Raw genomic sequence first — 20,278 nt, 5'->3', positions numbered from 1 at the left:
TACATATGCTGACCGCTGTTGTCATATTCTTGTCAAAGCATTATAGATTTCTTATAGATCTTTTTTAAGTTTGTTGTTACAATAGGGGTGTCAGATAACCATGACTAACGGAGTACGATTTAAGGATGTGATGTGATATGCCGATCCACGGTCCTGACGAGCCAGTTTACACGATTGGCGTCATGGCACGGCTGGTCGGAGTGTCATCGCAGATGCTTCGCGTATGGGAAAAAGAGTGTCTTCTGTCGCCCGCGCGGACTGAGACAAATAATCGGTTGTATTCCGAAAATGACTATTATCGTCTAGTCAGAATTCGGGATCTCACTCGACAAGGCGTGAATGCGGCGGGAATACGCATGGTTCTTGGAATCACCGAGGTGCCCGCGAAGCAATCCATAGAACGTACTACGGATGACAAGGAGAGGAAATTGACTTATGGCCAAAGTCGTAGGAATCGATTTGGGAACGACTAACTCTGTAATTGCAGTGATGGAGGGAGGACAGCCCACCGTTATTTTGAATACGGAAGGGAGTCGGCTCACCCCATCAGTGGTGGCATTTTCAAAGACAGGGGAACGGCTTGTCGGTCAACTAGCCCGTCGACAAGCGGTAATGAATCCTGAGAACACGGTCTTTTCAATTAAGCGCTTTATTGGACGGCGCTACGATGAAGTGGCTCAAGAACGTGAGCGGGTGCCATATAAGGTCGTTCAAGGGCCCAATCAACAAGTGTTGGTGGATTTGCCGAATGCGGGCAAGAAAATGACCCCCGAAGAAATTTCGGCGATGATTCTCGGAAAACTCAAGGCCGATGCCGAGAAATATCTGGGCGAAAGTGTAACCCAGGCGGTCATTACTGTTCCCGCATATTTTAACGATGCAGAGCGGCAAGCGACCAAAGACGCAGGCAAGATTGCCGGTCTTGATGTGTTACGCATTATCAACGAGCCAACGGCGGCGGCGTTAGCCTATGGCTTGGACAAGCAAAAGAACGAGACCATTTTAGTATGGGACTTGGGTGGCGGGACGTTTGACGTATCCGTGCTCGAAGTGGGCGATGGCGTATTCGAAGTCAAATCAACGGCTGGGGACACGCATTTAGGCGGCGATGACTACGACATGAAACTTGTCGATTACATAGCTGCTGAGTTCAAGCGGGAAAATGGCATTGATTTGCGCAATGACCGGCAAGCCCTGCAGCGCCTCATTGAGGCGGCGGAAAAAGCCAAAATCGAATTGTCGTCGGTGACTGAAACGCAGGTCAGTTTGCCGTTTATCACCGCGGACCAAACCGGGCCTAAGCACTTGGAGATGACGATTACCCGTGCCAAGTTTGAGGAATTGACCCAAGATTTGACAGAACGTACGGTCATTCCCTTCAAACAAGCTTTGAAGGACGCGAAGCTTACGGAAAGCCAAATCAATGAGGTCATTCTCGTGGGCGGGTCCACCCGGATGCCCGTCATCCAGGAATTAGTGAAGAAACTTACCGGGAAAGAGCCTCACCGAGGCGTCAATCCGGATGAAGTGGTGGCCGTTGGTGCCGCCATTCAGGGTGGTGTGCTTGCAGGTGAAGTCAAAGACGTTATCTTGTTAGACGTAACGCCGTTGTCCTTAGGGATTGAAACGATGGGTGGCGTGTTCACCAAGCTTATTGAGCGCAATACCACGATTCCGACGCGCAAGAGCGAAACTTTTACAACGGCGTCGGACAATCAGACGTCGGTTGAAATTCACGTCTTGCAAGGAGAACGCCCAATGGCGGCGGATAACCGGACGCTGGCACGCTTTAGTCTAGCAGATATTCCACCGGCGCCCCGGGGTGTGCCCCAAATCGAAGTGACGTTTGACATCGATGCTAACGGCATTGTCAATGTCTCGGCTAAGGATTTGGGCACAGGGAAGGAGCAACGGATTACAGTAACCGCTTCGACACAATTGTCGAAGGAAGAAGTGGAACGAATGGTACGGGAAGCGCAAGAGAAGGCCGCGGAGGATGAAGAGCGCCGGGCTCTTGTGGATTTGAAGAACCGTGCTGAATCAATGGCGTACGCAACGGAAAAGACTATTCGAGACTTGGGCGACAAGGTTGACGCGTCGGACAAGAGCCAAGCCGAAGAGGCGATTAAAGACGTGCGTGCGGCCATTGAGAAGAGTGACAAGAGTGCCATTGAATCGGCGCTCAGTCGTCTCGAGTCGGTATCGCATAAGTTGGCAGAGGCGTTGTACAAAGAGCAGGGAGCCAATCCCGAGAATCCCGGCAACCCACCACCGGGAGACGGGGGTGCGGGACCCGGAGACGACGTCATCGACGCGGATTTCCGGCCGACTGAATAATGATAACGGGGGAGGACCAAGAGCACAGCTCAGCGGTCCTCCCATTTTCCAGATGAGGTGAGGGTGGATGGCGGCTCCAAAGGACTATTACAAGATCCTCGAGGTGAGCGAATCCGCTGACAAGGCAGCGATTAAAGCTGCATACCGAAAATTGGCCAGGAAATATCATCCTGATGTTAGCGGTAAAGCTGGGGAGGACAAGTTTAAAGAAATTAATGAGGCGTACGAGGTGCTCTCAGATCCCAAAAAGCGCGAAGAGTACGACCAGATGCGGCGAGGATATGCTAATCGCAAGGCCCGCAGCCAAGGTCCTGGCTATCAGCGCGTCTCCTACGATGGGGACGGATTTGGGGATTGGGGCAGCATTTTCGAAGATTTATTCGCCCAAGCCGGACCGGACCTTGGGGCCACGTACACGCGCACCCAGCGTGTCCCCGAAGAGACGGTGACGTTGACGTTGGAACAAGTCGCGCGTGGCGTGTCGCTTCCAATTTCTGTGTCAGAACCTGTAGTGTGCCCTGTGTGCCACGGTACGAATGCCGATTGTCCGCGGTGTGGAGGACTAGGACAAGTGATGGAACCGAAGAAGTTTACGGTGACGGTGCCGCCAGGGGTGGAAGCGGGATCGGTTTTGCGTGTCGGCAACCATGCCCGGCTTCGGGTTGAGATTGCCCCGCATCCCCGCTTTGTCCGGCAAGGCAGCAACCTCTTAGGTCGGCTCATGGTGCCGGTGCCGTTAGCGGCAGCCGGGGGTGAAGTTCCTGTGACCCCCTTATCCGGGGATCCGGTAATGGTGAAAATTCCTCCACACACCAATCAAGGCAAGATGTTGCGATTGCGGGGGCTGGGATTGCCGCAACGGGGCAGTGGCGCCAAAGGCGACTTGTTGTTGGAAGTCACCTTGCGCTTTCCTGAGCCGTTTACGGCTCAAGATGACGCGCTTTATCAAGAGTTGTTAAAGAACCATTCAGAGAAGGGGGGAGAGGTTCGTGCGCCTCGATAAGTTGACGGTCAAATCGCAAGAAGCGTTGGCCGACGCGCAAAACATTGCGCGGGAGATGCAGAATCAAGAAATTACTCCAGAACATTTGCTTGCGGCTCTTATTAAGCAAACGGATGGTGTGGTACGGCCTTTATTGGAAAAAATCGGCATTCCTTTGTCGGCTGTCGCTGCCAATGTGCAGCGAGAAATTGATAAGCTGCCGAAAGTTTCGGGAACCCAGCCCGGGGCTTACATGAGTCAAAAACTCACGGCGGTGGTGGAACAAGCTGAAAAAGAAGCCGAAGCCTTAAAGGATGAGTACATTTCCACAGAACACTTATTGCTTGGGCTGGTTGAACATCCCGATACACCAGCTGGGCGGATTCTTAAAGACTTTGGCGTCAAGCGGGACGCCGTGTTTACAGCGCTGAGGGACGTTCGGGGTCAAGCCCGGGTAACGGACCAAAATCCGGAAGAGAAATATCAGGCTTTGAGTAAATATAGCAAAGACCTGACAGACTTGGCCCGACGTGGTAAGTTGGACCCCGTTATTGGGCGCGATGAGGAGATTCGCCGGGTTATTCAAGTGTTGTCGCGCCGGACAAAGAACAATCCCGTTCTCATTGGAGAACCGGGGGTTGGCAAAACCGCAATTGTTGAAGGGCTAGCCCAGCGCATTGTGCAACAAGATGTTCCCGACGGACTGAAAGACAAAAAGGTTCTCGCCTTAGATATGGGCTCGTTAATTGCCGGAAGCAAATTCCGGGGCGAGTTTGAAGACCGTCTTAAAGCGGTATTGAAAGAAATCCAAGGCGCTCAAGGCCAGATTATTCTCTTTATCGATGAATTGCACACAATTGTGGGGGCAGGGAAAGCGGAAGGCGCGGTCGATGCCGCCAACTTGCTGAAACCGGCTTTGGCGCGGGGCGAGCTGCGCGCTGTGGGTGCTACCACGCTCGACGAATATCGCCAGTATATTGAAAAAGATGCGGCGTTAGAGCGGCGTTTCCAACCAGTCTATGTGGATGAGCCATCGGTCGAGGACACGATTGCCATCTTGAGGGGATTAAAGGAGCGCTACGAAGTACACCATGGGGTGCGGATCCGTGATGGGGCGTTAATTGCGGCTGCGCGGTTAAGCCACCGCTATATTACGGACCGGTTTTTGCCTGATAAAGCGATTGACCTCATCGACGAGGCTGCCTCGCATTTGCGCGTCGAGATGGATAGCATGCCGGAGGAGTTAGACGAGCTCGAACGGCGCCGTCTGCAATTGGAAATTGAGCGCGAGGCGTTGGCCAAAGAGGATGACCCCGCGTCGCAAGCGCGTTTAACGCAGCTCGAAGAAGAACTGGCCAATGTGCGCGAAAAACGCAACGCACTTATGGCGCGCTGGGAGCAGGAGAAGCAGCAAGTTGCCAAAGTGAGTCAGGTCAAGCAAGCCATTGAGCAGGCGCGGACTGAAGAACAGCAGGCAGAGCGGGAAGGCGATTTGGGACGCGCAGCCGAGTTGCGTTACGGAAAACTTCTGTCTTTGCAAAAAGAGTTGGAGCAGGCACAAAAAGAGCTTCAGGATTTGGAAGGATCCAATCGGCTCTTACGTGAAGAGGTGACCGAACAAGACGTGGCGCAGGTGGTGGCCAAGTGGACCGGTATTCCGGTCAACCGACTGTTGGAAGGCGAGCGGTCGAAATTGGTGGAAATGGAAAAGCGCTTGGGCGAACGCGTCATTGGACAAAAGCAGGCGGTTGAGGCGGTATCCAATGCGGTCCGGCGGGCTCGAGCGGGATTGGCCGATCCTAGACGTCCTATGGGCTCCTTCCTCTTTTTAGGACCGACAGGGGTCGGAAAGACAGAGCTGGCGAAGGCTTTGGCCGAGTTCTTGTTTGATGATGAAAATGCCTTGATTCGGATCGATATGTCCGAATACATGGAACGCCACACGGTGTCGCGGCTGGTCGGTGCGCCGCCAGGCTACGTGGGCTATGAAGAGGGTGGACAGTTGACGGAAGCGGTCCGGCGTCGCCCGTATTCGGTGGTTTTGCTAGATGAAATTGAGAAGGCCCATCCGGAAGTGTTCAACGTGTTGTTGCAGGTACTGGATGACGGACGTTTGACGGATGGGCAAGGCCGTACGGTGGATTTCCGTAACACCGTGATTATCATGACGTCGAACCTTGGCAGCCACGTGATTTTGGAGGAGTCTGATCCTGCTCGACGCCAACAACAACTGGAAGGGATTTTGCGCGAAGCGTTCCGGCCGGAATTTTTAAACCGGATTGACGAAGTGATTACCTTCTCGCGGCTGACCCCCGAAGAGTTGCGGCTGATCGTCAAAGTGAATTTGAAGGATATTCAGCAAAGACTGGACGAACGTGATATTATGCTGGTGGTTACCGAAGCGGCTTTAGACCATTTAGCGGCACGCGGCTATGATCCGCAATATGGGGCACGTCCGCTAAGACGGCTCATTCAACGCACGATTCAAGACCCGTTAGCCATGAAGATGCTCGATGGAGAATTAACGGGTCATCAAAAAGTGACAGTGGATGAGCGCAATGGCGAGCTGACGTTTGCGATTGAGAACATGAAGGAAGCCCCGGTATTCTGATGTAAGGAGGCGATAGGGTGTCTCTCGCGATGAAACGGTGGGCGGGATGGATTGTTTTGCTCGCGGCCTTGATATATGCAGGCTTTCTGGTGGGGCGTGGAACGAAACCGCATACGGTGGCGGCGCCTAAGACCAAGTCCACGGCGTCCGCCTCGACAGCTCAATATGGGCTGACTGCGGGCCAATTCGCTCCTAATTTCACCTTAACCACTACCGCGGGGCAGACGGTGAGTCTGGCTTCGCTGCGTGGGCACCCTGTTTGGCTGAACTTTTGGGCGACATGGTGTCCCTGGTGCAATAAAGAAATTCCTCAAATTGAAAAAGTGCAAGCGAGCTACGCAGGGCGTATTGACATTTATGGGGTCGATGTTCAGCAATCCCAAGCCACCGTGGCCCAGTACATGAAGGCCAAAGGGGTTAACTACCCGGTGTTGCTTGATACCCAAGGCGCCGTGGCTGCGGCCTATGGGGTGCAAGGCTTGCCCATGTCTGTCTTTATTGGGCCTCATGGACGCATCCGGGCCATTTACAGCGGGGCTTTGTTGTCTCCTCAAAGCATTGCGCCGTATTTGCATAAGCTGCTTGCCTCTTCTTGACCTTTTTCACCCGCATCAGAGTAAGCGGTGATGGGTTGGACCTGTAAGCCTCAAGGACAGTAGATAGGCCAAAATGGTGAGGCCAATGCTGCCCATGAGGCTTTCTGCCTGGGGCAGATGCCGTCCCATTCCCCAGATATGCCATAGCGCCAAGGTTAACAGGACGGGAATAGAAGACGCCAAAGGCCGGAGGAGGATTTTCCCCCACGGGATACGAATGCGGCTTAAGCGCGTAAAGCTCACGGCGTTGAACACCATACTGAGAACGAAGCCCAAACCAATGGCCGTAGGAATGCCCGTCGGCGCCATGCGGGGATTAATGCTCAAAAGGTAAATCATGAGTATTTCCAGAGCGCTGGCGATGAGGTCATTGCGCATAGGGATATCGGTGCGTCCGAGTCCTCTCAGGGCACCCGACAAGGTAATATCAAAGTAGAGAAAAAATCCTCCCAATACCAAAGGATAGAATACATCGGCATGAATATGGGCATGAAAAAATAGGTCATCTAACTTGATGCCTAAAGCCAACAACAAAATCGTGACGGGGACGGTGAAGACCGCCGTCGCTTCCAAGCCTTCCATCACAGCCTCACGGATGCCTTGTTCGTCTTCCGCGGAATGGCAGTGCGCAACGACGGGGACCAAGTTTGTCGAGAGAGACAGCGTGAGGGCGGTGGGAAAGAAAATGAGCGGCAATGCCATGCCGGTTAACTGACCAAAATACCGGATGGCGTTATAGGGAGACATGCCGGCCGCTTCTAGCCGCATGGGAATGAAAAAGGCTTCAATTACCCCAACAAGGGATCCCAGAAGGCGGCTAAAGGTGACGGGGACGGAGAGACGAAGAATGTCTCGTACCTTCGAGGTGTGGGACATCACCCCAGCGAGGGGGGCGTAGGACCGGACATAGGCGAGCGCTAAGATGACAAGGCTTACACCTTCCCCTATGGGAATAAGGGCCACGGCGACTAACGGGGCATTGTGAAAGGCATGTCGGCCAATGAAGTTGAGAATCGTGTAAAGAATTACCACGCGGCTAAGTTGTTCTGATACTTGCGACAAGGCCGGATAGGTGAGCTGTTGAATTCCTACAAAGTACCCGCGCAGTACTGCGGAAAATCCCACGGCGATGAGCGCAGGGGCAATCGTAATAATCAAGGGGATAAACCGTGGGTCATGGTACAGCATCACGGCCAAAGGTTTCGCGAGCATGATGACCAAGCCAATTAAGGGCACACTTACTACGGTCACAATGATTAGGGCCAGACGCATTAAACGTCTCGGATTGGTGTGCTCTTCGGCAATGAGTTGCGAGACCGCTACGGGAGTCCCGGCAACGGCCAGTGTGACGAGGGCCACGTAAAAGGGGAAGATCATCTGAAAAAACCCCAAGCCTTCCGCCCCTAAAAAGCGTGCGAGGAGCATGCGGTACACGAGGCCTAAGCCTCGCGACGCAACGGCCGCTCCGGTTAACGTTAGCGTGCCCCACCACAAGGAGCGTTTCTTGCGCATGTCCATCCCTCCCCTTAGATGTATGAGACAAGGCCAAAGAAATTGCTAACGGCGGGAAAAAGAGCACCATTATCGAAATGAGGAGGAGTGGGGTGAAGACACGAACATTTTGGGTTGTAAGTGTGCCGGGTATAGGAGCCTTACTGTGGGCATTGATCCGAATGGCCCCGCCGGCGTTAGCCTTAGCACACGGCCATCCCGACCGGCAATACTATTCCTATAGTTTTAGCCACGGGACGTATTCCGATGTGGCGGCTCTATATAGTTCCCGCCATTTGTATGCACGCGCCTTGCCCTATTTTCACAACATTATTGAATATCCCGTGATAATCGGCTTTTACATGTGGGCCATGGCATGGCTGCCAGGGTTTTGGGGCTACTGGGTGGGCTCTGGTATTGGCTTGGTGTTGGCGTTTGTGGGAGCCCTCTATGCATTGTGGCATAGCCGAGGATGGCGGGCAGCCTTGTGGTTTAGTGCGTCACCCCTTCTTCTCGTCTGTGGTTTATTGAACTGGGATTTGTTGGGCATTATGACCTGGGGATGGGCGCTTTGGGAATGGAAAGATCAGCGTTGGGCTCTCACCGGCGTGGCTCTAGGCGTTGGTATGGCCACCAAGTTTTTCCCCGTGGTGCTGGTGCCGTACTTGTTTTGGGGTTTGCGCCAACGCCACCAGCGAGGTGAGGCCCGGCGGTTACTGTGGGGGTTCGTCTTAACGGCGGGCGGCTTGAATTTGCCCTGCGCATTGTGGGCACGCCCGGGATGGGCGGAATTTTTTACATTTAATAGTGGCCGCGGACCCGCCCCGGGCCTTTATCAGTGGCTTATCTTGCGTGGTGTCTTGCACATTGACACCGTCAACTTGCTGAGCTTAGTGCTGACCGTGGGAGGCGGGGTAGCCTTACTCTGGGCGCAGGCCCAGGGGCGCTTGGATCCCATAGAGGCTGGGACGGCGGCTTTGGCGTGGTGGCTGTTGTGCAATAAGGTGTATAGCCCGCAATATATGCTATGGGTCGTGTACGCGCTACTGTGGGTGGACAGCAGCCCCCCTTTATTGGTAGCGGTCAACGTGGCGGGCCTGTTGGATTTTTTGCTGGCCATGCGCTGGCTGGCGCTAGGAACGCTGGGAAGTCCGGTGGCTGCTCGCTTTGGCCGGGCCGTCGTGCCTGTTATTGCGTGGCGTGATGTTGTCTTATGGTCAGCGGTGTATGAACGTTGGCACTTAAGCGAGAGGCGCCTCGTTTCGCATAAAGTGCCAACCGAGGGCGCAGTCTAACGCTAAGGAAAGGGGGCGGCCAATGGCTGAGTTTCGTCCGATTTCAGTAGCTACGGATATGGCTATTGAAGCACGCGACATTGTTCGGGGAGAAGCGCATGAAGAAGTGCCGGGAGTGCGCGTTGACAAACAAAAAGATCGCCACGTGGATGTGACGCGGGTGGAGGTGTTCAACAGCCAAGGAGCGCGTCTTATGGGCAAACCCCAAGGCCATTACGTGACGCTCGATGTGCCGGGGTTTAAAGAGCGCGAAGCTGGATTGCGAGCGGATTTAGTGGACGTATTAACGGATGAATTGAAGGCCTTGATTCCCGAAGATACCCGTAAAAGCATCTTGGTGGTCGGACTAGGCAATTGGAATGCCACACCGGATGCGTTAGGCCCTCGTGTGGTAGAACGTTTGCTGGTGACCCGGCATTTAAGTGAGCTGGTTCCTCCTGAGATTCAAGAGCGTATGCGGCCTGTCGCCGCTGTAGCCCCCGGCGTCTTGGGGACCACCGGCATCGAAACCCTTGATATGATTAAAGGCATTGTCTCCGAAGCCCATCCTGATTTGGTCATTGCGGTTGATGCCCTGGCAGCTAGGAGTTTAGACCGGCTGCTGGGCAGCGTGCAAATTGCGGATACTGGAATTCATCCGGGTTCTGGGGTGGGCAATAAACGGCAAGGATTAAGTCATGAATCTGTGGGGGTCCCGGTCACGGCGATTGGCGTATGTACCGTTGTGCAAGCGATGAGTATCGCCCAAGAAGCGCTGAGGCTCTTAGTACAGCAGTTGGCGGATGATGCTAAGTTTTATAAGATTCTCGAAGAGATGGGGGAGCCGAATCAAAATGCCCTTATCGAAGAAGTTCTCGGAGAGCGTTTGGGGGGATTGATGGTGACCCCTAAAGAAATTGATTTGTTAATTAACGATATGGCCGATGTGCTCGCGGAATCCCTAAATCGCGCGCTTCAGCCGCAGCTTGATCGTAGCGAATGGGCGTAAAGGTTCCGAGCCAAAGAGCGCGGTATCGCTGTCAAATAGAGCGGGGTTCAAAGCCGCCAAGGGACTGTGCCCTGGCGGCTATCTTACCACAACTACAGGAAGGATCCACTCCTCAAGTTTCTGTTTAGGACAAGGTCGTAGCGACTCGGTGGTGACTAACCTATACGTCTTGAGTGTTAGATCTCGTGAACGCGAGGCAAATTTGCTCGTCGCTTCGTGAGGATTCTTTGTAGACCACTTACGTTTCGGAAACCTACGGAAATTGACGTTCCATGACCTCGAGCCGCTTCGCGGCGTTGTTAAAACAACTAACACATCTTGTTCTTCTGCCCCCTTGGGAATGGCGGGATTCATATACCGTGCTGGCTATGCTCGATGCGCCTATCATTGAGGAATCGCCTTGATCTAGGATTGGTTTTTGACGCGGTTGGATTTGTATCAACGGCCATGAGAGATTGGCCAACCTGCTTGCACGAACCACGATAGTTCCTAAGTTTTGTCATACGTTGAAAAATTGTGATGACGGCTACGAAACGTTCTCCTTTGCCCAAGATGTGGGGGATATAATGGAATGAGAAATGGCGACAGGCAGCAAGGGTCATCTTTGACGCACGAAATCCGGCCCTAGAACGTAAGCGTGAGCGAATGATGAGCGGGATTGGAAATGGAGTCATAAGACATACTTAAGGGGCTAATCAATGACGAACAGTCCAGAAGCCTTTTTGCCCCACCGGTTTATTACAGCGCTTAATGATCTAGGATTTGCGATTGACAAGCACACGAAGGTGGCCCTTCAGCCTCTACAAAGTATTGTGCTGAAGTGGAACCAAGCGTTGCGTTTGAAAGGGGAGGCCAGATTCCGTGATGCGGAACCCCATCCCCAGACGCAGCAGCTGGTTCCCATCGCCCCGATTCCCTTTACCGTGACTGGATGGCCAATCCATGTAGTGTTTTGGGGCCTGAATCCTCACTACGACGCGGGAGCACTGCAGGAAAAAATAGTTGCTAGCTCCTACCACGTGGAAGAACCTCCTGGCACGTGGTATTCCTATGCCCAGTTTTACTTGAACTACCCTTTCTCAGCTTCCGCACCATGGCCGGGAAGTCTCCCGTGGGCTATCCATAGCAGGTATTACTACAATCTCGGCACGATAACGGGCACCTTAAAAGACAAGCAGTTTACGTTATTGAAAGACAAGTATGAGGAGGCCGTTGATCCGTCGCAGAAGCGTTTGCAAGCCTTTTGGGATATCGCTAAGGATTACGGAATCATGGCGGCAGAGTATCTACCGATGCATTCACGGAAAACCGTAACAAGGACCCTTGGTCCTGGTAGCTCGGTCACCAAACAAGTTCAAGCGTATCATACCACGTTACTGCAGACCATCATGCAGGTGCTAGAGCCCGACGGATGGATTGTGGCTATGGGAAACCCATGCACACGTGCAGTGAGGCAATTACTGTCACAAAATGGTACATTGACCAAGATGCAGCACGTTAATGGGGCAATTGTCCTAGAGACGTGGACGCCTCGGGACAGTACATCATCCTTTAAGGTCAGCTTTGGCCCGTTTATAGGAACCGCGGGTGGCGCGCTGAACTCTACGGCGGCAGTCGAAAATTGGCTCGGGCACATGCTAGCCTATTGATTTGCAAGAGGCGGTTTGGGAAAGCGCTAGTCGGCGAATTCCCTATTCGTTCACTTCGTTGTCGAAGGAGGAGATGCTGGATGGGTATTGATTGGGAAGAAGCGTATTCTCGGGGAATACATTTAGCACAATGGCATTATTCACATCCATCCCAAGAACTTGTGACCTGTGTTGCGGCTCAATTAATCCCTGCCGGAGGCCAAGTGGTTGACTTGGGTTGTGGATCGGGGGGTGACGCGGTTTTTTTGGCGGGGTTAGGGTTTCATGTGATCGGTTTGGATATCAGCCGGGCGGCATTGGACATCGCCCGCCAGAATGCAGCGCACGCTCAAGTCTACGTTGAGTGGATCCATGCTAATGCTCTTAACATGCCCCTAGAAACAAGAAGTTGTGACTTTGTCTCAGACAGAGGATTAATGCATCATCTGGTTTATTCTGATCAACAAAGATATGTCCAAGAGGTCGCCCGAATTCTAAAGCCACACGGACGATTTCTTCTGCGAGGAGCGTCACGTGACTACCATGGAACCTTTGTGCCGATTACACACTTCTTAGTCGACGAATTATTTGATCCCAGCTTGTTTTCTTGCGGTCCAATTATGCCGTTTGTCATGCAAGCGGATTCTGGCCCTCTCGAATCCACGTTGGTTATTGCTACGCGCCAATAACGCTGGTCGTGCCCTAAGCACAATGGTGAAGGGCATCTACAACAGTTAAAATCGATGTGTCCTCGTTTTTCAAGGGAGTTAGCGTTCGCAGCCTTCTTGGAAACAATCTGAAATGATGACGAAGATTTTATTGATGGATATGGGTCAAGCTTGGCAAACTCAGACGGGCCGACCGCTCCAAGCCTTAAACGCGGTCCGTATTCCTTCGGTGAGCTTAGAAGCCATCCTACCGCCCATGTGGCATAGCAAGAGCTTGGGATTCCGAATGGGAGCAAGTGTGATTCTTTAGCATTCGTTCGGCGATGGCTCCATCGGCAAGTGCTTCATCTTCCTCAGTGAATACCAATGCGAGTTTCCGCTCTCTCTCTAGTACGACGACAATGGAAGGGTAGAAAGTTGGTACGTGTCAGAAGGCCGTACAAACCCGAACAGTTCCCGATCCATACAGAAGAGCGATTACCGTTTCAATTCCTCATAGGTAGGCTACAAACCCATGGGACACCTCTATAATCTGGGTTTCAAAAATCGTTTCAATTCCTCATAGGTAGGCTACAAACACAGAAAGGAGGGAATGCGGTAAATACCAGCACCAGTTTCAATTCCTCATAGGTAGGCTACAAACCCTGAGGATTGTTCTGAGTGTCAGGATATTGCATTAGCGTTTCAATTCCTCATAGGTAGGCTACAAACGGTTCAATGGTCGTATCGATCGTCGTATGTGTGGTGAGTTTCAATTCCTCATAGGTAGGCTACAAACTGATCACGGCCCGGAACGCGGCGGTGTCCGTGGCCAAAGTTTCAATTCCTCATAGGTAGGCTACAAACTTTCTTCTTCTCCTTCGTCCGTCCCTATGGATACGGTGTTTCAATTCCTCATAGGTAGGCTACAAACGTCTCGCAACTCCGCGGTGATCTTAAGAGGCTGATGGGCGTTTCAATTCCTCATAGGTAGGCTACAAACAATGAGGATGCAAGTTAGAGAAGGGATTTACGAAGGTTTCAATTCCTCATAGGTAGGCTACAAACGGATAACTAATACTGAGATGCAAGAGATTCGCGAGCAAGGTTTCAATTCCTCATAGGTAGGCTACAAACTATGCCCTGTCTGCGATATGGGTCCGCGTCAAACAAGTTTCAATTCCTCATAGGTAGGCTACAAACTTCCCGAATCTGTACACGCATGTTCTATACCCTCCGTTTCAATTCCTCATAGGTAGGCTACAAACGGGGACAGACACCTCCTTCTTTGAAACCGTGCCCACGTTTCAATTCCTCATAGGTAGGCTACAAACCCACAGCGCATGTTTGACCTGCGCCCGTACTTGGCTGTTTCAATTCCTCATAGGTAGGCTACAAACATCCGGCCTCCGCACTATGGCTGGCTGGAGGTGGTGGTTTCAATTCCTCATAGGTAGGCTACAAACCGGCAAAGAAGCTTCAGGAATATGGTCTCGAATCGGCGTTTCAATTCCTCATAGGTAGGCTACAAACTCATGCCATATCGTATGATCGCGAATTCGGCTATTATCTGTTTCAATTCCTCATAGGTAGGCTACAAACTGGCACATGGAAGTGTCTTGGAAGTGTCTCTATGCTGGTTTCAATTCCTCATAGGTAGGCTACAAACATTTGCCCAGGTATCGGTAGTTTTGCAATGCCCGGGTTTCAATTCCTCATAGGTAGGCTACAAACAGGGCCGGCCCGTGCATCTTATGCTGTGTCGCGCGGGAGTTTCAATTCCTCATAGGTAGGCTACAAACGTTCGAGATAAATGGTGGTTTTATCGTTTCCGGCCCAAAGTTTCAATTCCTCATAGGTAGGCTACAAACCAGGCGACAGGAATAAAAAGGAGGGGTTTACTTGACAGGTTTCAATTCCTCATAGGTAGGCTACAAACCCGAAGAAGCCTTGGCTCTTGGCCGTATCACTGACGTTTCAATTCCTCATAGGTAGGCTACAAACGGGTATCAAGGTGATTTCATGCTCTCCGGTCGATACGGGTTTCAATTCCTCATAGGTAGGCTACAAACTATGAATATTGCTACGCGGACGCTTTATCACTATGTTTCAATTCCTCATAGGTAGGCTACAAACTATTATTGAGGCCCTGGCGGGAGAGGCCCATTTGCCGGGGTTTCAATTCCTCATAGGTAGGCTACAAACTTTTCCGGGGCTATTCCCATTATATAGACAATCTGGAGTTTCAATTCCTCATAGGTAGGCTACAAACCTATACCATCTAAAAGCATGGCAGCGACCGTACTGAAGTTTCAATTCCTCATAGGTAGGCTACAAACTTTCGGACGGCTTATGTAGCGCGAGTATGGAACCCGTTTCAATTCCTCATAGGTAGGCTACAAACCAACAAGCCGTGATGCATAAGCCCGTGGATCTCGTGTGTTTCAATTCCTCATAGGTAGGCTACAAACAATTTGCCAGCCCGCCCAGCGGCGATACGCTGAGCCTCAGTTTCAATTCCTCATAGGTAGGCTACAAACCCTCCGGGCTGAAGTCCCGCAGTGGCCTGTACCTTGAGTTTCAATTCCTCATAGGTAGGCTACAAACGTAACAGTTGAAATGCGTTAGCGTGCTGTGGTAGAATGAGTTTCAATTCCTCATAGGTAGGCTACAAACACTGTGTAGCGTGTCAGGCGTATGTGGCGAGTATCCGTGTTTCAATTCCTCATAGGTAGGCTACAAACGCAATCCCTGGCCAGCTTGATGAGCTGTGCCCTTGGTTTCAATTCCTCATAGGTAGGCTACAAACTTTTGGCATGGTAGCAGGTACTTCTCTAACCTCAGTTTCAATTCCTCATAGGTAGGCTACAAACTCAGGAAGAAGGGTCCAATCATGATCAGTGACGATGTTTCAATTCCTCATAGGTAGGCTACAAACCCATTTTGCCGCGTGATATCAAGGATGTCAACGTCGTCCATTTTGAGTTTCGCCATACTTCTAAGCATTTAAAACGGTGAGATCCCTTACCAACCGTGGATTTGCGGTTTTTTTTAATTGTCGTCGATCTCCTAGGGTTTTTGCGCTATTTGAGGTCGACGACACTGTCGTAAGAGGTTTGAGGCTTAATTTGCCGCTTATGACACGGATAAATCGTTATTTAGCCTACAAGGGATTTGTCTATTAATGCTAGGTCATGGGATGAACTGATTCAGAATGGTTTTGACGGTCTAAAACTGGACCTCAATGGTCATTTAACGTAAAGGACACAATGGGGGCGCGAAGAAGGGTTAAGGCCTGAGCGGTCGTTTCGCGAGCAGCGTGTGGCGCTCGCCACTGGACGACCTGGTTATGGTAGACGGCTCGCCACGTGCGCTCAAGGGGGCTTGGGCCAGGGATACTAGTCACGTCCGCTTCGAGCACTTCTCCCTTGTCTGGAAATGCGCCAATCAGGAGATAGTCGGGATGAATCAGGAGGTGGTGGCAATTGTCCAGAGCGAAACTCCCACAGTAACCTAATAGTCGAGCAGTTTCCGGGGTGTCCGGATGGATGAGACAATCCTCAGGGGTACGGGTGGGGAAGACCTTCCCCTCATAAATGATTGTGACGGTATCGCTAAAAGTTAGGGCTTCAGAGAGTTGATGCGTTGAGAAGAGAATCCAAGAGGCGGGACGCGTCTCAAATAACCAGTGCATAATGCGCTGACGCTGGATGTGGTCCACTTGGGACAAGGATTCGTCTAATAACAAAACAGGCTGGGTTGTCGCCAAAGCCCGAACCAAGGCGATTTGCTGCTGTTGGCCACCCGATAATGTATGAGGCAATCGGTCCCAAAAGTCCGAGAGGGCGAGACCCGGTGGGGTAACCAGGGGGACTGTGGAATCAGGCTGGATCCAGCGTATCTGCTGACCGATGGTGCGAAAAGGGATAAGGCTTGGGCGCTGCGGTACATACGCCAAAGGCCGGCGGTAGGCCGGTAGAAAATCATGGGAAGGACCTTGCCAGATACTGTCTTTTAGGCCAATAGTAGCGAGCGTAGAACCTAGGCCAGCCAATGACCGCAACAACGTGGTCTTGCCGGACCCCGAGGGGCCCATAAGAGCATGCATACCAGCAGGCCATTCACTATGGCCATGTAAAAATCCGGGCGCAGAGAACTGGGCATAAAGGTTCATGAGGCCGTTCCTTGTCGCCACGTTAGAAATCCCGGTAGGGGAAGACCCACTAGGACTAGCCACAAGGCTAAAGAGAGGGCTTGAGGAAGCCCCGCCTCTTCTAAGGTTATCCATATTTGCACCGGAAGAGCTGTCGGGTGATAAGCCACTACGACCGGTGCCCCAAATGCGCCGACAATACGTGCCCAAGCCAGAGCGGTCGCCGTGACCAATCCGGGACGCGACGCTGGCCATAGGACAAAACGGAACGTTTGCCATGGCGATTTGTGAAGCGCCCAAGCGTCTTCTTCCCACGCCTTGGGGATGGCACTGATAGCGCTCCATGCGGTTAGAACAAAGTAGGGGAGCGCTTCGTAGACTTCGGCCAGTGTTAAAGCGGGAAAACTATTGGACGCGGCTTGCCACTGGCTTAAGATGGCTCCACTTGCTGTCGCGGGCGCTAAGACATAGGCGAGTACCAAGCCTAGCACCAAAGGCGGCATCAATAGCGCTAAGACCAACACCACAGCTACGAAGCGTTTGAATGCAGGAGAACGAATATAACGCAGATAATAGGCCGTGGGTAGACCCAAAATAAAAATAACGAGCAGTGCCAAACTTCCCGATTCGACGGTTACGGCTAGCGCGTGTCCCGCCCCTGGAGCCGATAATGCTTGCCCAAATTTGGGCGCACCTTGCGTGATGAGCACGGCGATGGGGATTACCGTCACTAAGATAACGACGGCCGTCACTGCAGTGCCCGCCCGTCTAAGCATGGGGCAGCATCTTCCGAATGGGAGACGGAATTTCAGACACGTGTCCAACAACTTGCGGTGGAAAAACCGTATAGCCGTTTTTCGTCCAGGCGGCTTGTCCTCGCTTAGAGAGTAAAAATGTGATAAACCGAACGGCTTGCGTGGATGGTGGGCGCCCAATGGTGGTGACATCTACCGTTAATGGGGCACCGGTAATAACTTTGCCATTTGTGAGTTTCACCTGAGCCGAGGCATAAGTCGCGGCATCCTGAGGGTCGGCAAAGTTCAAGGATGGGGGTAATGCAATGTAATCTAAGTGGCGTTCAACGGCTTCGGACAAAAAGGCGCTAGAGGCATCGAGACCGCCACTTTGGAGCAAGGATAGCACACCTTCTTCGGTGTAGATTTCGGATCCGCTGTCAATAGGTCCCAAAATATTATGGACGATTTGCGGGTTCAAATGGTATTGCTTTTGGGCCAATTCAATCATCATGACAAAGGCTTGGCCTTGCGGATCGGTATTGGGGTTTGTCCGCCCTAGTTTGAATCCAGGTTGGGCTAAAAGCGCAAAGACATCGGAAAAGGGTTTTTGTCCGTCTTGAATTTGACGAAAAGTTGCAGCAAAGGGTGAATGCGGATTATATGCGATGACTAGAGGACTGGCCGCAATGGCCAAGGCCCACGTCGTCTTTTGCGGTGTCAGTAATTGAATGGGGCCATCACCAATACTTTCAAAAACATTCGCGGGAATACTGCCTTGGGCAATTTCGTGGGCGATGCCAAACGAACCGCCGCCTTGGCCTTGAAAGGGGATACCGGTTAGCTTATGAAAGGTCGGACCTAAAATATTATTGTTCAAAAGTTGCAAGGAGCCCGCGTACGCCACGTGCACAGGCGTTTGGGATGGAGCAACCGAAGACGTACCGCATCCAGCCAACACACCCGCAAGCGCAAGGCCAGCCAATAAACGAGAGAGAGAGGGCAGAGCCGCCACATCCTTTTCGCAAATGTTGATGGTAATTATAGCGTAATGGAATAAAAAATGGACGGTTGCCCGTCCATTTTTAAATGCTACAATAGAGTCCGGATATTACCGGTTGGTGCGGCCAGCCATGCTTTGTTCGGCCATTTCAATCATCTTGCGCACCATGTGGCCGCCAACCGCGCCGCACTGGCGAGCTGGCACATCACCCCAGTAGCCGTCGTCGACGCCTTGCACGCCGAGTTCGTGAGCGACTTCGTATTTGAACTGGTCAAGAGCCTTTTGAGCGCCTTGGACCATCGCCCGGTTGCCGGTGTTGCTTCCTCGTGCCATCGTGTTCACCTCCTTGTTTGTGTGGTGAGGTTAGTATGACTCCCTCTGGCGTTTTTACTCCGGTAACGTTTGGAAAGAATTTATGAATCTTTTGGATCGTATGAAACCGTGATGAATCGTTAACGAACCGGGCTGCGTGATTTTTTATCCGTTTTGCTCTGGGTCTGCGACATGGTGCGCACCCCGCCGCCTGAACCTCCACCCCGGAGATTTTTGGGCAGCATAAGCTTTTCATTAATAAAGAACCACGAAAGAACCGCTGTAACAGCAGCTAATGCTGCCGCACCCCAAAAGGTGAGATAACGGTGGGTCATGGCCATGGCAAAAATAGGCGGTCCCATTGCGACTCCGAAGAATCGAACACTCCCGTAAAGACTCGTCACGACGCCCCGCTCTTTGGAGGAGGTTGCGCTTGTCACAAGGGTATTAATAGAGGGTAAGACACTTCCCGTTCCAATACCTTGGATGACCAAAATGCCGATGGCCAAATAAGGATTAGTGGTGGCAAAAAACGGTTCGATGACCATCGCTAGTGCGATTAATCCCATGCCAATGACGACAATGGGGCGCGACCACTGCGCTAATCGTTTTTGCAACACCGTGCCAGAGATATAGGACATAACGGCGGAGGCCAGCACTGGAATGGCGATGACCAATCCGCGCGTAAACTCCCCGTAGCCGAAGTTCTTTTCCAAAATGTCTGCGAGATAGCTTAGGACTCCGAATAGCACAAATAAGACGACCGCTCCACCCAAAAAGGTGGTGAGAATCGATCCCGTTTTGGTTTTGAACGTCGTAGCCAATCCTTTCCAGTATTGACTCATGCCGCCTTCGACCTTTTGGTTTTTCGGTTCCTTTATTAAAAACCAAATCCCAGCGGCAATCGGAAACGACAAGAGACCATACACAAAAAACGGAGCAAACCATACGATAAGTGCCAGCGCGGATCCCGCGATAGGTGAAATGACTTTGCCCAGACCATTGGCGGCTTCCAACGTGCCTAAGGCGCCCGCACGTTTTTCCGATTGAAACATGTCGCCCGCCACCGCCATAGCCAATTGATAGGTTCCTCCCGCCCCAATACCTTGAAGTAAGCGAAATCCCATAATCCATGGATAGGGATGGGGGATAATCCATGCCGAAATCCCGGCACCGAGACCGGCTATGCCATACACCAAAAGCGCAGGGGTCATGATCACTCGCCGTCCGACGTGATCCGAGAGTGCTCCTGCAAAGGGAATGATGATGCCGGCGGGAATGGAGAAAATGGTGATTAACAGGCCGACTTGAAACAAGCTTAAGTGCATGACCTTCATCATCTTTGGCAAAACCGGGATGAGCATGGAATTGCCCAGAACCATGATAAAAGGGACGGTGGCTAGCACCCAGAGCTTGCGCGTATGCGACTTAAGGTCTTCTTGCTTTGACGGTTGCTGGTTATTGCGATGTTGGGCGTGTTGAGCCATGCCGCTGCCTCCAT

General features: G+C 52.1%; 16 protein-coding genes and 1 CRISPR repeat array. Of the genes, 10 read left to right on the top strand and 6 right to left on the bottom strand.

Annotated features, from left to right (window positions below):
• The first annotated feature begins 137 nt into the window (after positions 1 to 137).
• The 5 genes from CO251_RS16765 (at position 138) to CO251_RS16745 (ending at position 6,526) form a co-directional block, all read left to right on the top strand.
• A complete protein-coding gene (locus CO251_RS16765) occupies positions 138 to 473 on the top strand; it encodes a MerR family transcriptional regulator (RefSeq protein ID WP_103376947.1) in 336 nt (111 codons plus the stop codon).
• Positions 436 to 2,337: a molecular chaperone DnaK gene (gene dnaK, locus CO251_RS16760; RefSeq protein WP_103376946.1), complete on the top strand. Its 1,902-nt coding sequence runs from the start codon at positions 436 to 438 to the stop codon at positions 2,335 to 2,337. The genes CO251_RS16765 and dnaK overlap by 38 nt, the downstream gene beginning before the upstream one ends.
• 67 nt (positions 2,338 to 2,404) lie before the next feature.
• The gene (locus CO251_RS16755; protein ID WP_103376945.1) at positions 2,405 to 3,340 is read left to right on the top strand and encodes a DnaJ domain-containing protein; all 936 of its coding nucleotides are present in this window, start codon (positions 2,405 to 2,407) and stop codon (positions 3,338 to 3,340) included.
• Positions 3,327 to 5,930, top strand: a complete 2,604-nt coding sequence (clpB, locus tag CO251_RS16750) for an ATP-dependent chaperone ClpB (protein ID WP_103376944.1) — start codon at positions 3,327 to 3,329, stop codon at positions 5,928 to 5,930. Before CO251_RS16755 ends, clpB begins: the two co-directional genes overlap by 14 nt.
• A gap of 17 nt (positions 5,931 to 5,947) precedes the next feature.
• Positions 5,948 to 6,526 carry a TlpA disulfide reductase family protein gene (locus tag CO251_RS16745; protein WP_242968670.1) on the top strand — a complete coding sequence of 193 codons (579 nt, stop codon included), beginning with the start codon at positions 5,948 to 5,950 and terminating at the stop codon, positions 6,524 to 6,526.
• Between the two features lie 15 nt (positions 6,527 to 6,541).
• Here CO251_RS16745 and CO251_RS16740 read toward each other — a convergent pair whose 3' ends face one another.
• The gene (locus tag CO251_RS16740) at positions 6,542 to 8,038 is read right to left on the bottom strand and encodes a polysaccharide biosynthesis protein (RefSeq protein WP_103376943.1); all 1,497 of its coding nucleotides are present in this window, start codon (positions 8,036 to 8,038) and stop codon (positions 6,542 to 6,544) included.
• 92 nt (positions 8,039 to 8,130) lie between these two features.
• Here CO251_RS16740 and CO251_RS16735 point away from each other — a divergent pair, with 92 nt between their 5' ends.
• From CO251_RS16735 to CO251_RS17500, 5 genes are all read left to right on the top strand, one after another.
• A complete protein-coding gene (locus CO251_RS16735; RefSeq protein ID WP_103376942.1) occupies positions 8,131 to 9,312 on the top strand; it encodes a glycosyltransferase 87 family protein in 1,182 nt (393 codons plus the stop codon).
• Positions 9,313 to 9,334: 22 nt separating this feature from the next.
• Positions 9,335 to 10,300, top strand: coding sequence for a GPR endopeptidase (gpr, locus tag CO251_RS16730; RefSeq protein WP_103376941.1), 966 nt, complete (start codon positions 9,335 to 9,337; stop codon positions 10,298 to 10,300).
• Between the two features lie 698 nt (positions 10,301 to 10,998).
• Positions 10,999 to 11,949, top strand: coding sequence for a hypothetical protein (locus CO251_RS16725; protein WP_103376940.1), 951 nt, complete (start codon positions 10,999 to 11,001; stop codon positions 11,947 to 11,949).
• An 80-nt stretch (positions 11,950 to 12,029) separates the two neighbouring features.
• A complete protein-coding gene (locus CO251_RS16720; protein ID WP_103376939.1) occupies positions 12,030 to 12,617 on the top strand; it encodes a class I SAM-dependent methyltransferase in 588 nt (195 codons plus the stop codon).
• 112 nt (positions 12,618 to 12,729) lie between these two features.
• Positions 12,730 to 12,906 (top strand): hypothetical protein, encoded by a 177-nt coding sequence (locus CO251_RS17500; RefSeq protein ID WP_158246407.1) that lies wholly within the window; start codon positions 12,730 to 12,732, stop codon positions 12,904 to 12,906.
• A gap of 172 nt (positions 12,907 to 13,078) precedes the next feature.
• Positions 13,079 to 15,513: direct repeats of the CRISPR family, unit length 30 nt; unit sequence GTTTCAATTCCTCATAGGTAGGCTACAAAC.
• 303 nt (positions 15,514 to 15,816) lie between these two features.
• Here CO251_RS17500 and CO251_RS16715 read toward each other — a convergent pair.
• From CO251_RS16715 to CO251_RS16695, 5 genes are all read right to left on the bottom strand, one after another.
• Positions 15,817 to 16,770 (bottom strand): ATP-binding cassette domain-containing protein, encoded by a 954-nt coding sequence (locus CO251_RS16715; RefSeq protein WP_158246406.1) that lies wholly within the window; start codon positions 16,768 to 16,770, stop codon positions 15,817 to 15,819.
• On the bottom strand, positions 16,746 to 17,504 hold the full coding sequence (locus CO251_RS16710) for an ABC transporter permease subunit (protein WP_103376937.1): 759 nt from the start codon (positions 17,502 to 17,504) through the stop codon (positions 16,746 to 16,748). Before CO251_RS16710 ends, CO251_RS16715 begins: the two co-directional genes overlap by 25 nt.
• Positions 17,497 to 18,477, bottom strand: a complete 981-nt coding sequence (locus tag CO251_RS16705) for an extracellular solute-binding protein (RefSeq protein ID WP_242968669.1) — start codon at positions 18,475 to 18,477, stop codon at positions 17,497 to 17,499. The genes CO251_RS16710 and CO251_RS16705 overlap by 8 nt, the downstream gene beginning before the upstream one ends.
• A gap of 96 nt (positions 18,478 to 18,573) precedes the next feature.
• The gene (locus tag CO251_RS16700; RefSeq protein WP_103376936.1) at positions 18,574 to 18,798 is read right to left on the bottom strand and encodes an alpha/beta-type small acid-soluble spore protein; all 225 of its coding nucleotides are present in this window, start codon (positions 18,796 to 18,798) and stop codon (positions 18,574 to 18,576) included.
• A gap of 119 nt (positions 18,799 to 18,917) precedes the next feature.
• The gene (locus tag CO251_RS16695; protein WP_242968668.1) at positions 18,918 to 20,264 is read right to left on the bottom strand and encodes an MFS transporter; all 1,347 of its coding nucleotides are present in this window, start codon (positions 20,262 to 20,264) and stop codon (positions 18,918 to 18,920) included.
• Positions 20,265 to 20,278: the final 14 nt, after the last annotated feature.

This window comes from Sulfobacillus sp. hq2 (assembly GCF_002903155.1).
GTDB classification, from domain to species: Bacteria; Bacillota; Sulfobacillia; order Sulfobacillales; family Sulfobacillaceae; genus Sulfobacillus; species Sulfobacillus thermotolerans.
Note: the sequence above shows the minus strand (reverse complement) of the source record. Positions and strands in the feature narration are given on the sequence as shown.

Coding starts and splice junctions, on each gene's coding strand:
- CO251_RS16710 (WP_103376937.1), bottom strand. CDS start 17,504: ATGCTTAGACGGGCGGGCACTGCAGTGACGGCCGTCGTTATCTTAGTG.
- gpr (WP_103376941.1), top strand. CDS start 9,335: ATGGCTGAGTTTCGTCCGATTTCAGTAGCTACGGATATGGCTATTGAA.
- CO251_RS16725 (WP_103376940.1), top strand. CDS start 10,999: ATGACGAACAGTCCAGAAGCCTTTTTGCCCCACCGGTTTATTACAGCG.
- CO251_RS16720 (WP_103376939.1), top strand. CDS start 12,030: ATGGGTATTGATTGGGAAGAAGCGTATTCTCGGGGAATACATTTAGCA.
- CO251_RS16695 (WP_242968668.1), bottom strand. CDS start 20,264: ATGGCTCAACACGCCCAACATCGCAATAACCAGCAACCGTCAAAGCAA.
- CO251_RS17500 (WP_158246407.1), top strand. CDS start 12,730: ATGATGACGAAGATTTTATTGATGGATATGGGTCAAGCTTGGCAAACT.
- CO251_RS16755 (WP_103376945.1), top strand. CDS start 2,405: ATGGCGGCTCCAAAGGACTATTACAAGATCCTCGAGGTGAGCGAATCC.
- CO251_RS16740 (WP_103376943.1), bottom strand. CDS start 8,038: ATGCGCAAGAAACGCTCCTTGTGGTGGGGCACGCTAACGTTAACCGGA.
- CO251_RS16700 (WP_103376936.1), bottom strand. CDS start 18,798: ATGGCACGAGGAAGCAACACCGGCAACCGGGCGATGGTCCAAGGCGCT.
- CO251_RS16765 (WP_103376947.1), top strand. CDS start 138: ATGCCGATCCACGGTCCTGACGAGCCAGTTTACACGATTGGCGTCATG.
- dnaK (WP_103376946.1), top strand. CDS start 436: ATGGCCAAAGTCGTAGGAATCGATTTGGGAACGACTAACTCTGTAATT.